The organism is Streptococcus sp. 29892, assembly GCF_032594935.1.
In the GTDB taxonomy this organism is placed as follows: Bacteria; Bacillota; Bacilli; order Lactobacillales; family Streptococcaceae; genus Streptococcus; species Streptococcus hyiners.
Genome location: NZ_CP118734.1, coordinates 587,875 through 601,345 on the forward strand (window position 1 = coordinate 587,875; position 13,471 = coordinate 601,345).

The following is a 13,471-nucleotide window of genomic DNA, read 5'->3' on the forward strand; positions in this document are numbered from 1 at the left end:
GGAGAATTATGCTATATCCTACACCCATTGCCAAGTTGATTGACAGTTACTCCAAATTACCAGGAATCGGTATTAAGACAGCTACGCGGCTGGCCTTCTATACCATTGGTATGGAAGATGATGTGGTCAATGAATTTGCAAAAAATCTCTTGGCTGCCAAGAGGGATTTGACCTATTGTTCGGTTTGTGGCAATCTGACAGACCAGGACCCTTGCGGTATTTGTCAAGATAGCAGTCGTGACCAGTCGACTATTTTAATTGTAGAAGACAGTCGAGATGTGACAGCCTTGGAAAATATCCAAGAATACCACGGTCTTTACCATGTCTTGCATGGCTTGATTTCCCCGATGAATGGTATTGGACCAGACGATATTAACTTAAAGACCTTGCTAACTCGTCTGATGGAAAACGAAGTGACAGAAGTCATTGTTGCGACAAATGCAACAGCAGATGGTGAAGCGACATCCATGTACATCTCACGTGTCCTAAAGCCAGCGGGAATCAAGGTTACTCGCTTGGCACGAGGATTGGCAGTCGGAAGTGACATTGAATACGCAGATGAAGTCACCCTCCTTCGTGCCATTGAGAACAGGACAGAATTGTAGTTTTTATCCATTAGAGAAGGCTTCAAACTCAAAATTATGCTATACTAAGTGTAGATTATCTAATTAGAAGAGGAATGTATATGTCAAAAGAAACCTTGATTTTACTCTATGGTGGTCGTTCAGCAGAACGTGAAGTATCTGTATTGTCTGCTGAAAGTGTCATGCGTGCCATCAATTATGATAAATTTTTTGTAAAAACTTACTTCATCACTCAGACTGGCGATTTCATCAAAACACAAGAATTTAGCCAAACACCAGCTGCTGATGAAAAACTGATGACCAATGCGACTATTGTTGCAGACCAGCAAGTGCGTCCAAGTGATATTTACGAAGAAAATGCCGTTGTTTTCCCTGTCCTTCACGGACCAATGGGGGAAGATGGCTCTATCCAAGGCTTCTTGGAAGTCCTTCGTATGCCTTACGTTGGGACCAATATCTTGTCTTCTAGCGTTGCTATGGATAAGATTACGACCAAGCGTGTGTTGGAGTCGGCTGGTATTGCCCAGGTGCCATACGTAGCCGTTATCGAGGGCGAAAATATAGCCGATAAGATTGCGGAGATTGAAAGCAAATTGACCTATCCAGTCTTTGTTAAACCAGCCAACATGGGCTCCAGCGTTGGTATCTCCAAGGCAGAAGACTTGGCAGGCTTGCAGGCGGCGCTTGATGTGGCCTTCAAGTATGACAGCCGGGTTCTTGTTGAGCAAGGGGTTAACGCGCGTGAGATTGAGGTTGGCTTGTTGGGAAATGCTGACGTGAAAACAACGCTTCCGGGTGAGGTAGTGAAGGACGTTGCTTTCTATGACTACGATGCCAAATACATCGACAACAAGATTACCATGGAAATTCCAGCCAAGATTGATGAAGCTACTATGGACATCATGCGTGACAATGCAGCCAAGGCTTTTCGTGCTATCGGTGGTTGTGGTCTATCTCGCTGTGATTTCTTCCTGACAGAAGACGGCGACATCTTCCTCAACGAGCTCAACACCATGCCAGGTTTTACCCAGTGGTCTATGTACCCACTTCTTTGGGACAACATGGGACTTGCTTACTCAGACTTGATTGAAGAGCTTGTTGGCTTAGCCAAGGAAATGTTTGAAAAACGCGAAAGCCATTTGATTTAAAAAGTATGTAAAAGGTTGGAAAATTCCAATCTTTTTTCTTGCAAAGAGGGGCAAATAGGAATAGAATGGGGACAAGTATCTGGAGGTGTTTATGTATCAAACGACAGTAACAGGAGAAGGTCTATTTCAGGCCCTTTCTCAAGGCTACGGGGACCCCGTTCGTACTTTTGGTGTGACTGCTAAGGGAGAAACGCCTGTTAGTCTAGTCAATATCGGCTTGGCTGCCTGTGTGACCATGTGTGTGCAGGGCTATTATGCCAGCCAAGAGGGCAATAAAACTATGCCTGTTCAAGTAGCTTGCCAGTTGGAAGACAGAAAATTTGATCTGAAAATTGCCTTGGCTGAGCAGGTTTCAGCCGAAAAGCAGGCAGCAATCTTGGCCTATGTTGACCAAAAGTGTCGGGTTAAAGCCCTCTTGCGTGATGATATCAGCTACCATGTCGAGTTTGATTTGTTAGACTAGGATGAACTTTTTTTCACATGAGCTAAAAAATGATATAATAGAAAGAGCGAAAGCTCTTTTTTAGTTTATTGGAGAAATACATGAAATTAACCCTACATGAAATTGCTCAAGTCTTGGGCGCAAAAAATGATATTAGTCTTTATCCCGATAGAGCCCTTAACAAGGTGGAGTTCGACAGTCGCCTGATTACAGAAGGGGATCTTTTTGTTCCCCTCAAAGGAGCGCGTGACGGCCATGACTTTATTCCTGTTGCTTTTGAAAATGGCTGCGCGGTAACCCTGTCTGAAGTCAGCCTTGATTTTCCCCACATTCTAGTGGACGACTGCCTGGCTGCCCTACAAAAATTAGCTACCTACTACCTAGAAAAAACGGGAGTAGAAGTCATTGCGGTAACTGGTTCAAATGGTAAAACGACTACCAAGGATATGATCCACGATGTTCTGGCGACGACTTACAAGACCTATAAAACACAAGGCAACTATAACAACGAAATCGGACTTCCTTACACAGTTCTCCATATGCCAGATGATACGGAAAAACTGGTTTTGGAAATGGGACAAGACCACTTGGGAGATATTCATCTCTTGTCTGAAATTGCCAAACCAAGTCTATCGGTTGTTACTCTATTTGGCGAAGCCCATTTGGAATTTTTCGGCTCGCGAGAAGAGATTGCCAAAGGCAAATTGCAGATTGCGGACGGTATGATAGATGGTAGTAAACTTCTAATTCCTGCAGATCCGATTGCGGATAGCTTTTTACCTAGTCATGTAGAGCTCATCCGCTTTGGTGAGCAGGCAGACTTGCAGGTGACCAGTCTGGTCGAGAGCAAGGATAGCTTGACTTTTACCGTCAACTTTATGGACGGTGACATTTTCCTACCAGTAACGGGCAAGTACAATGCCACCAATGCTATGGTAGCGAGCTATGTGGGCAAGACCTTGGGTGTGCCTGATGAGGCAATCAAGTCAGCTCTAGCCAGTCTAAACTTGACCCGCAACCGCACCGAGTGGAAGAAGGCGGCAAATGGAGCAGATATTCTCAGCGACGTTTACAATGCTAATCCAACAGCCATGCGCTTGATTTTAGAAACCTTCTCTAGTATTCCAGCCAATGAAGGCGGTAAGAAAATTGCTGTGTTAGCAGACATGAAAGAACTTGGCAGTCAGTCGGTTGAGCTTCATAATCAAATAATTCTGTCCCTGTCGCCTGATGTGCTGGACACCGTCATCTTCTACGGTCAGGATATTGAAGAATTGGCCCAGCTGGCTAGTCAGATGTTTCCGATTGGAAAAGTCTATTTCTTTAGGAAAAATGCAGAGCAGGACCAATTTGAAGAACTGGTTAAACAGGTTCAGTCAGTATTAGGAACCAATGATCAGATCTTGCTCAAGGGCTCTAACTCAATGCAGTTGGCTAAAGTGGTGGAAGAATTAGCAAAATAGTGAATATGATTGAATTTCTCCTACTTTTTATAGGGGGGAAGTTCCGTCATATTTTATTTTTCGTCAAGAACCTAAGGTATTTTCTAATAACATAGAAAGATGGCCAGACATGGAAATTAGAATTTACAGGTTATGATCATTATTATCCTACTAGTTGACATCCTAATTTTTTAATCCAGCTTGTAAACATTTATAAAATTTGATATACTACCTTTGATTTGAATGGTTAGAAAGGATTTAGGGGGAGAAAGTATGAATGATTTTTTTACTAATCAAGTTTCGCATGGCCCGCATCTAGGGTTATTTACTCACCTTGGCTTGTTGCTACTGCTTTTTATCTTGCTTTACTTGACCACGCGATATTATACTAAAACTTGGTTTAACCGTTTCTTTTGGACAATTTTACTTTTTCAAGTGGTTAGTCTATATACTTGGTATGTTTGGGCTGATTTTCCCCTATCTGAAAGTTTACCCTTTTATCATTGTCGACTAGCCATATTATTTTTACTGTTTGCTAGGAAGGGAGATTTGAAACTCTACTTTTCCTATCTTGGTCTCATTGGTTCCTTGGTGGCTTTTATTTACCCGGTCTTCGATCCCTTTCCTTTTCCACATCTGACCTTCTTTACCTTTGTGGTTGGTCATTATGCTTTAGCAGTGTTGAGTTTGTCTTATATTTTGACAGAGGGATATCAATTCAGTCTTTCAAGACGGGAGCGTTTGTCACTGACAGTCATGCTTCATCTGGTCATGCTTTTTGTTAATTGGTTGACAAAAGGTAATTATGGTTATTTGACTCGCTTACCCATAGTCAATAGCCAAGAGACTTGGTTCAATTTTGTCCTACTTTCACTAATGATATCATGTTTAATTAGTTCTGTTCAGGCAGGGTTCCAATTATATTGGAAAAAGAAATTAGTCTATCTGCTCCAAGAATGACTTTCCAAGTGTTTGAAAAATTCCATTATTTCCGATATAATAAGAGAGTTGCAGTAGTTGCTCTCTTTTTTTGTACTCTTTTGATTTGGTAGGCAAAAGAAGAAGTCAGCTCTGCTATGGACCAAAGAAAAAGGAATAACGATCATGTCACTACAAGAAGAAATCAAGAAACGCCGCACCTTTGCCATCATCTCTCACCCGGACGCGGGTAAGACCACCATTACCGAGCAGTTGCTCTACTTTGGTGGGGAAATTCGTGAAGCAGGTACGGTCAAGGGGAAAAAGACTGGTAACTTTGCCAAGTCTGACTGGATGGATATTGAGAAACAACGTGGTATCTCTGTTACTTCCTCTGTTATGCAGTTTGACTATGCAGGCAAGCGGGTCAATATCCTAGATACACCAGGGCACGAAGACTTCTCTGAGGATACTTATCGGACCTTGATGGCGGTGGATGCGGCTGTCATGGTGGTGGACTCTGCCAAGGGTATCGAGGCCCAGACCAAAAAGCTCTTTGAGGTTGTGAAGCACCGCAACATTCCTGTTTTCACTTTTATCAACAAGTTGGACCGTGATGGCCGTGAGCCACTTGATTTATTGCAGGAGTTGGAAGAAGTTTTAGGCATTGCCAGCTATCCAATGAATTGGCCAATCGGTATGGGGAAATCTTTCGAGGGTCTCTATGACCTTCATAACAAACGCTTGGAACTCTACCGAAGCGAGGAGCGATTTGCAAGTTTGGATGAGGGAGACAAGCTCTTTGGTTCTAACCCATTCTATGCACAAGTTCTGGATGATATTGAACTTTTGGCGGAAGCTGGAAATGAATTTTCAGAGCAGGCGATTCTGGACGGCGATTTGACACCTGTTTTCTTCGGCTCAGCCCTGACAAACTTTGGTGTGCAGACCTTCCTTGACACCTTCTTGGAATTTGCTCCAGAGCCACATGGTCACAAGACAACGACAGGGGACGTGATTGACCCGCTCAACAAAGACTTTTCAGGCTTTGTTTTCAAAATCCAAGCTAACATGGACCCTCGTCACCGCGACCGCATTGCCTTTGTTCGTGTGGTTTCAGGCGAATTTGAACGCGGTATGGCGGTTAACCTGCCTCGTACAGGCAAGGGAGCCAAGTTGTCCAACGTGACCCAGTTCATGGCTGAGGCTCGTGAGAATGTGGAAAATGCAGTAGCGGGTGACATAATCGGGGTTTACGATACAGGGACCTATCAGGTAGGAGATACCTTGACTGTAGGCAAGAACAAGTTTGAATTCGAACCGCTACCGACCTTCACCCCTGAAATTTTCATGAAAGTTTCTGCTAAAAACGTCATGAAACAAAAATCCTTCCATAAGGGAATCGAGCAACTGGTGCAAGAAGGTGCTATCCAGCTCTACAAGAACTACCAGACAGGTGAGTATATGCTGGGTGCCGTTGGTCAGCTCCAGTTTGAAGTTTTCAAACACCGCATGGAAGGCGAGTACAATGCCGAGGTAGTCATGACCCCAATGGGTAAAAAGACAGTCCGCTGGATCAAGCCAGAAGACCTGGATGAACGCATGTCATCAAGCCGAAACATCCTAGCCAAAGACCGCTTTGACCAACCCGTCTTCCTCTTTGAAAACGACTTCGCCCTCCGCTGGTTCGCGGACAAGTATCCAGATGTGGAGTTGGAAGAGAAGATGTAACAACAGTCCGGGGGAGTGAAACAGTTTGGGGAACTGTTTCAGCTGGTCACCATAAAACGAAAAAGTGACCATAGAAACCCGAGCTAAAAAATATAACAGCGAGGCTTGTTCGGGGAACTGTTTCAGCCCGAGCCTTGAGATGTCAAGCGAGGTGAAAGGTTGGAGATAAGAGCCGACAGCAGTCGGCTTACCAATGGCTAAGGTCCAGTGGCCCTTTTCTACTAGTGGGAGATGGGAACTGACGGTAGTCAGTTTACAGCTGTTCAGCTTTGAAAATCAAGTTAAAACTTCGTTAAGTCGCTTCGATGAACTTCAGTTTCCATCTTCAGCTAATCCAATCAATTCTATAAGAAGTCAGGCAGGTCCTGGCTTTTTTCATAAAAATTTGGTTATACTCCGAAAAATGTATTATAATATACTATGATTAAATAAACAGAAATGGATTGGAGGTTTGAACGGTGTTTTACTACCTTAGAAAATGCAAGTTGGCAGTAGTTGCTTATACTGCTGTGTCGGTGGTCTATGCTCTGATTTTAGCAGCAACGGGTTTTATTTATGCGCGTGTTTCGGAAGCGGCCTTATCTGGTGACCAGAAGGCATTTGTGACCAGTTCAGTGATTGCAGTGGTATTCTTTTTATGTGATGGCTATTTTGATTACCTGCCCCGCTGTCTCAAGTTTAAGGCAATCAATCAGATTATGGAAGAGACGCGCAATCAATTAGTGACTGTCTATGCGCGTGAGGACTTAGGAGAGGCAGCAAAAGACAATCAGGCAGATAAGGTCCATGTCTTGGTTCATCATCTGAATATCTTGGAAACTACCTATCTAACGCCGCTCCTATCCATGGTGACAAGCATCTTGGTCTTTAGTTTTTCCTTGATTGGGGCTCTCTACCTTCAAGGAACCATGGCTATAATCATGTTGGCGCTCTGCTTTATTCCATTTTTGGCTCCGGTGATAAATAAGGGGATTTTAGCTCGTGCGACAAAGGACAGTCAAGAGGAGAAAAATGCCTATCTTACCTTGTTTAGTGAGTTTGTAGAAGCTCTTTCTTTCATCCGCATCAGCACCATCACGCCAGTTTTTCAAGAAAAGCTGGCGGCATCCAATCAGGAATACACCAGGCGTGCCAACCGTTTTGCCCAAAAACAATCCCAGACCTATGCGGTTTCCTACAGTTTGAGCAGCGTGGTCTATTCAGGTTCCTGGATTATTGGAGGGATATTTGTTTTTCAAGGTCTGCTGAACATTTCGGATTTGATTGCTATGACAACCCTGATGGGAACTGTGGCAGGTCCTATCCAAACCATGTCAGGCTTGCTGACGGATTATCTTTCTAGTCGGACGGTTGTGGCAGATTTGACCACAATTCTACAGGGAACATCCAAGGAAAATGAAGCCAAAGTGAAACTGACTGAAACCATTGACAGCATCAGCTTGGATGCTATTAGTTTTGAGCAAAATAACCACCGTCTGTTTGATAGGTTTTCCTATCGTTTCCAAGCCAATAAAAAATACGCTATCTTGGGCAAGAGCGGGAGTGGGAAGACGACCTTGCTCCGCCTCTTGCTGGGGATTCAGAAACCAGAGGCTGGAAGAGTCCTGGTCAACCAGAGGAATCTGGCAGAACTGGATCAGCTTGCCCTCTTTCGGAAAATTTACTACCTACCGCAGAAAACCAATCTATTTACAGCTAGCATCGGGGATAATTTGACCTTGTTTGCGCCTTTAGATGAGAATAAAGCAATGGGTTGCTTGCGGCAAGTTGGTTTAGAGGACTGGTTCTATCGGCAGGGAGATGGATTTGCTACTCTCTTGACCTCTTCTCAGCAATTATCAGGTGGGGAAGAGAGACGGTTTGATTTGGCGCGTGCCCTTTACCGTGATGCAGAGGTCTTTTTATTTGATGAACCTACAACAGGCTTAGATTCTCAAAGCGAACAATTGATTGCAGATAGTCTCGAGAAAATAAGGGACAAACTGGTGATTGTTGTGACACACTCTCAGGAGGAAAGTTTTTTAGCCCTCTTTGATGAGCAGGTTCATCTATCAGTTTGACAGCAGCAAAAACTCTTCTGGGGTTTTTGCTTTTTTATTCCAAATTTTTCGGTAAAATAAGGAAAAGTAAAAAAGGAGTAAACAAATGGGTTTGTTTTCAGGTTTGATGGGCAATGCCTCGCAGATGAATAATGATAAGGTAGAGCAAGAGTTGGCAGACATCCTTCTGGATGCGGAACAGGTGGAGATGGCCTTTAGTTTGGTTCGCGATTTGATTGTTTTCACAGAACACCGTTTGATCTTGGTGGACAAGCAAGGAATGTCTGGTAAGAAGGTTTCATATAAGTCTATTCCCTATCGTTCGATCTCGCGTTTTACGGTCGAGACTTCTGGTCATTTTGATTTGGATGCTGAGCTCAAGATTTGGATTTCCTCTGCGGCAGAGCCTGCGGAAACCCTCCAATTCAAGAGTGACAAGAGTGTGATCGCCATTCAAAAAGCCTTGGCTTCTGCAGTTTTGGCCAAATAATTTAATCATAAAATATATCTTTATAAGGAGTAGAAAGTGTATCCGCTTTCTACTTTTTTTGATATACTAAATATAGACCACAAGAGTAGAGGTTTATATGTCACGCATTAGATTGAAAGATTGTTTGCTGATTGTTCTGGGTGGGATCTTGTATGCCCTTGTCTTGAATATGCTCATCATCCCGCATGAATTTGGAGAGGGAGGTATTACAGGAGTGGCCTTGCTTTTCTACTACACTCTGGGCATGGAAGCAGGGGTAACAAGTTTTATATTCAACGGTGTTCTCCTTGTTTTGGCCTACCGTTTTTTGAGTAGAGTAAGGGTCTTCTATACTTTTTTGGCAGTGGGTTCTATGTCGGTGACCATGTATGTGACAAGATTTCTACAAGCCCAATGGCTTCCGCTTATTCCCTCTGCTATAGTAGCTGGTTTAGCGACAGGTTTGTCCATGGCCTTGGTTCTTAAAGGAAATGGCTCAACAGCAGGCAGTGACATTGTTGCCCTATTATGTAACAAATATTTCAATTGGAAGATTACAAGGGTTATTTTGATTTTTGATATTTTGGTGGTGACACCCTTGGCTTTTAAAATTGGTTGGACCAAAACGTTTTGGACCCTGGTTATGGTCTTTCTTATCAGTAAATCCTTAGACTTGTGTTTGACCAAATGGAAATAGGATAGAACCTGTATTCACCAGTCAGTACTGGACGGTGAGTATAGGTTTTATTTTTTGAATTGGCTTCTTTCCAAACTTTTTTATTTTTTTGACTTGACGCTGTATTGTTTGTGTGATACAATTAAGACATCAAAACAAAGATACAAAAAAGGAGACTTGTATGAATAGAGAGAATGTTTTGTTGCGGATTGAGGGGATGAGTAAGGTCTATGGTCAGCAGGCTGCGGTAGATCAGGTATCCTTCGCCATCCAGCGTGGAGAGATTTGTGGCTTGGTTGGGCAAAATGGTGCGGGGAAAACAACTCTGATCCGAATCTTGTCAGGGCTGATTTTTCCCTCGGCTGGTCAACTGGTCTATCCAAAACCAGTGAAGATGGGGGCTATTATTGAGTCGCCTACTCTGTATCCCAACATGTCTGCCTGGGACAATCTTATGTATGCAGCTTTGCAATTGTCCTTAGAAAATCCAACGGAGCGTATCAAGCAAGTGCTGGACTTGGTTGGTCTGGGGGATGTGGATCGGAAGAAGAAGGTCAAGAATTTTTCTCTTGGGATGCGGCAGCGGATGTCCATTGCCTTAGCGATCATTGACTTTCCAGAGTTTTTGATTTTGGATGAGCCGATCAATGGTTTGGATCCGTCTGGGATCAAGGAAGTGCGTGACATTATCTTGCGCTTGCGGGATGAGTACGGAATGACGGTCCTGATTTCTAGTCATATCTTGTCGGAGTTGGAGTTGTTGGCAGATCGTTTTGTCATCATGCACAAGGGCAAGGTCATTCGTGATCTGACCAGGGCTGATTTGGCAGCGGTCGTGGCGAGAAAGCTCTATCTGGATACGGCGGATAATGCAGCTGTGAAGGCTTATTTGGAAGAAAAGGGGCTGGAAGTTAGTTTGGAAGAGGCTGGTTTGGTCTTGGATGCGGATGAACATGTTCAATCTCTTATTGATTTGGTTGGTCAATCAGGGATTGAAATTCTGGAGATTTACCGTCAGGGCCAGCATTTGGAAGAGTATTATTTGAGCTTGTTGAACTAGGAGGAAGTGGAAAATGAATTTGGTGAAAGCAGATTGGTATCGTATTCGTAAGGAAAGATTGTCCTTGGTTAGTCTGGCAATCTTGATTGTCCTCAGTCTGATTTTGGCTTATAGCAGTAGTAAGGAGTTGACTTCTGTAGGGGCTGAGGATATTCTGTCTAACTGGACAAACTTGTTGCCTCTCTTTTTTGTGGCACCAGCCAAGATTTTCTTTGGGGAGGATTTCCAGTTTCGGACAGTCAATAATAGTCTGGTGCGTACCCAGAACCGTTTGAAGATTTTTACTCACAAGTGGTTGTCTAGTGTGGGACTTTGTGTCTTCTATGTCTTATTTGCCTATATGCTGACTGGTTTTGCTCGTCAGATGATGAATGGGGCGGCAGATTATTGGGTTCTTTTAGAAGGTTTTGTTTATCAGTTGCCTTTCTATATTGTGATTGCTAGTTTTTGTACAATCATGTTTGTCATTTTCCCAAAAATCTATCAGGCTTACATGGTCTATATTTTGATTGCCTTCTTGTTTGATCAGTTGTTCATGATGGCGACAGGCATTCTTCTTAAAACGGATTTTTTTGCGGACTTTATGATGTTTTCACAAGTATCTGTAGCGGCTGACTTGGAGAACTTGCTCTCTTGGCCGTCAATCTTGGCACGGGTCTTTAGTTTGGGCTACTTCATCTGCGGTGCTCTGCTATTTTCAAAAAAGGAATTGAAGTAAGAATAGGCAATCTCGAGAGAGGTTGCTTTTTGTGAAAACGTATTATTTTGATTTCCAAGGTAAATCCTCACCTTAATGCTGAGAATGTGTTATACTAGGTAAGTTGCAAGTCTGATACTGGTTAGTTCGCTGCCAGTGGAAATAGTTGTTACAAAAAAAGTGAGATAAGGTAGCTTCGCACTGCCTTTTAGAAAAGAGAATACATTGAAATTTACTGAATTAAATCTATCAGAAGACATTTTGCTTGCCGTTGAGAAGGCTGGTTTTGAAACGCCGTCACCAATCCAGGAGCAGACCATTCCGCTTGCTCTTGAGGGTAAAGATGTGATTGGTCAGGCCCAGACGGGGACAGGGAAAACAGCAGCCTTTGGTCTGCCAACCCTCAACAAGATTGACATCGACAATCAAGCTGTTCAGGCCTTGATTATTGCCCCAACGCGTGAGTTGGCGGTGCAAAGTCAAGAGGAACTCTTCAAATTTGGCCGTGAAAAAGGAGTAAAAGTTCGCTCGGTTTACGGTGGTTCTAGCATTGAAAAACAAATCAAGGCCCTTCGTTCTGGTGCTCATATCGTAGTTGGTACGCCTGGTCGGCTTCTGGACTTGATCAAACGCAAGGCTCTCAAGCTTGATGGTGTTGAAACCCTCATTCTTGATGAAGCGGATGAAATGCTTAACATGGGCTTCTTGGATGATATCGAAGCGATCATCGAACGTGTGCCAGAAAGCCGTCAAACCCTACTGTTTTCTGCAACCATGCCAGAGCCAATCAAGCGCATCGGTGTCAAGTTCATGAAAGAGCCTGAGCACGTTAAGATTGCGGCTAAGGAATTGACCAATGTGAACGTGGACCAATACTATATCCGTGTCAAAGAAAATGAAAAATTCGACACCATGACACGCCTTATGGATGTAGACCAGCCTGAATTATCTATCGTCTTCGGTCGTACAAAGCGCCGTGTTGATGAATTAACTCGTGGTTTGAAACTGCGTGGCTTCCGTGCAGAAGGTATTCACGGAGATTTGGATCAGAATAAGCGTCTTCGTGTTATCCGTGATTTTAAAAATGACCAGATTGATGTTCTTGTTGCGACGGACGTTGCGGCGCGTGGATTGGATATTTCAGGTGTAACGCATGTCTATAACTACGATATTCCACAGGACCCAGAAAGCTATGTGCACCGTATCGGTCGTACAGGTCGTGCGGGTCAATCAGGTCAGTCCATTACCTTTGTTTCGCCAAACGAGATGGGCTACTTGGCAATCATCGAAGATTTGACCAAGAAACGTATGAAAGGTCTCAAGCCTGCAACGGCTCAGGAAGCATTTGAAGCCAAGAAGAAAGTTGCTTTGAAAAAAATTGAGCGTGAAATGGCGGATGAAACCATCCGTAGCAATTTCGATAAGTTCAAGAAAGATGCTATTCAGTTAGCGGCTGAATTTACCCCTGAAGAATTAGCACTTTATGTATTGACCTTGACAGTCCAAGATCCGGATAGCTTGCCAGAAGTAGAAATCGCACGTGAAAAACCACTGCCATTCAAGTTTGCTCCTGGTCAAGCCAAGGGCAAGGGTGGACGTGGAGGTCGCGATCGTGACCGTGATCGTGATCGTGGTAGCCGTCGTGAGGGTGACCGTAACCGAGACCGTGGAGGACGCCGTGGTGATCGTAACGACCGCAACCGTCGTGATGACAAGTTCAAGCGTGACAACCGCCGTCAGGACAACAAAAAACCACACCAACGCACTTCAAGTGAAAAGCAAACAGGCTTTGTAATTCGCAATAAGGGTGAGAGATAAAAAGTATATTTATACAAGGAGTATTTCCTCAAGGGGGATACTCTTTTTTATTTACCAAAAATATACTTGCTTAATAACTCATAAAATATAAGCAAATATAAAAAAGCTCCAGTGATTGTCTTTTTATTGAAATAAAAAGAAATTTGGACATCTGTAAATAAATAAAAAAACATACCTATGCATATATATATATCCTATAAGCCCAGCTTATGGTCTATTAGACTTACTTATACTTACACATATTCCCTTGAAAAAATACTTACAAAATGATATTATATGTATGCTTATTAAAGGTAAATATTGATATATAGAAAGGAGCCCTTTTATGAAAAAGGCAAGAAAGGTTTCGATTGGTACGCTGCAAGACAGCGGTTTTCAATCAGGAAATTTCATTTTGGTGCTGCCAGTGTACTTTTAGGGGTATCGCTGGTCTTGGGTGCGGGGAGT

The 13,471-nt window shown here is 43.3% G+C and carries 12 protein-coding genes and 1 pseudogene; all 13 read left to right on the forward strand.

From position 1 onward, the window contains the following. The first annotated feature begins 8 nt into the window (after window positions 1-8). A complete protein-coding gene (gene recR / locus PW220_RS03095) occupies window positions 9-605 on the forward strand; it encodes a recombination mediator RecR (protein ID WP_024404490.1) in 597 nt (198 codons plus the stop codon). An 80-nt stretch (window positions 606-685) separates the two neighbouring features. Continuing rightward, entirely contained in the window at window positions 686-1,732 is a 1,047-nt protein-coding gene (locus PW220_RS03100) for a D-alanine--D-alanine ligase (protein ID WP_248054664.1), read from the forward strand. Window positions 1,733-1,823: 91 nt separating this feature from the next. Continuing rightward, entirely contained in the window at window positions 1,824-2,195 is a 372-nt protein-coding gene (locus PW220_RS03105) for an OsmC family protein (RefSeq protein ID WP_248054663.1), read from the forward strand. A gap of 80 nt (window positions 2,196-2,275) precedes the next feature. Continuing rightward, window positions 2,276-3,637, forward strand: a complete 1,362-nt coding sequence (locus PW220_RS03110) for a UDP-N-acetylmuramoyl-tripeptide--D-alanyl-D-alanine ligase (protein ID WP_248054661.1) — start codon at window positions 2,276-2,278, stop codon at window positions 3,635-3,637. A 252-nt stretch (window positions 3,638-3,889) separates the two neighbouring features. Next, window positions 3,890-4,576, forward strand: coding sequence for a YwaF family protein (locus tag PW220_RS03115; RefSeq protein ID WP_248054659.1), 687 nt, complete (start codon window positions 3,890-3,892; stop codon window positions 4,574-4,576). A gap of 144 nt (window positions 4,577-4,720) precedes the next feature. Continuing rightward, a complete protein-coding gene (locus PW220_RS03120) occupies window positions 4,721-6,265 on the forward strand; it encodes a peptide chain release factor 3 (protein WP_105125606.1) in 1,545 nt (514 codons plus the stop codon). A gap of 458 nt (window positions 6,266-6,723) precedes the next feature. Beyond that, the gene (locus tag PW220_RS03125) at window positions 6,724-8,325 is read left to right on the forward strand and encodes an ATP-binding cassette domain-containing protein (RefSeq protein WP_248054657.1); all 1,602 of its coding nucleotides are present in this window, start codon (window positions 6,724-6,726) and stop codon (window positions 8,323-8,325) included. Between the two features lie 85 nt (window positions 8,326-8,410). After that, on the forward strand, window positions 8,411-8,794 hold the full coding sequence (locus tag PW220_RS03130) for a PH domain-containing protein (RefSeq protein ID WP_248054655.1): 384 nt from the start codon (window positions 8,411-8,413) through the stop codon (window positions 8,792-8,794). 97 nt (window positions 8,795-8,891) lie between these two features. After that, the gene (locus PW220_RS03135; RefSeq protein ID WP_248054653.1) at window positions 8,892-9,470 is read left to right on the forward strand and encodes a YitT family protein; all 579 of its coding nucleotides are present in this window, start codon (window positions 8,892-8,894) and stop codon (window positions 9,468-9,470) included. Window positions 9,471-9,630: 160 nt separating this feature from the next. Further along, window positions 9,631-10,509 (forward strand): ATP-binding cassette domain-containing protein, encoded by an 879-nt coding sequence (locus PW220_RS03140; protein WP_248054651.1) that lies wholly within the window; start codon window positions 9,631-9,633, stop codon window positions 10,507-10,509. A gap of 13 nt (window positions 10,510-10,522) precedes the next feature. Then, complete coding sequence (locus PW220_RS03145; protein ID WP_248054649.1) at window positions 10,523-11,227, forward strand: hypothetical protein; 705 nt, start codon at window positions 10,523-10,525, stop codon at window positions 11,225-11,227. A gap of 204 nt (window positions 11,228-11,431) precedes the next feature. Beyond that, the gene (locus tag PW220_RS03150; RefSeq protein ID WP_248054647.1) at window positions 11,432-13,024 is read left to right on the forward strand and encodes a degradosome RNA helicase CshA; all 1,593 of its coding nucleotides are present in this window, start codon (window positions 11,432-11,434) and stop codon (window positions 13,022-13,024) included. 300 nt (window positions 13,025-13,324) lie between these two features. Then, window positions 13,325-13,447 (forward strand): annotated as a pseudogene (locus tag PW220_RS10395) (YSIRK-type signal peptide-containing protein); the annotation flags it as partial. Window positions 13,448-13,471 lie beyond the last annotated feature (24 nt).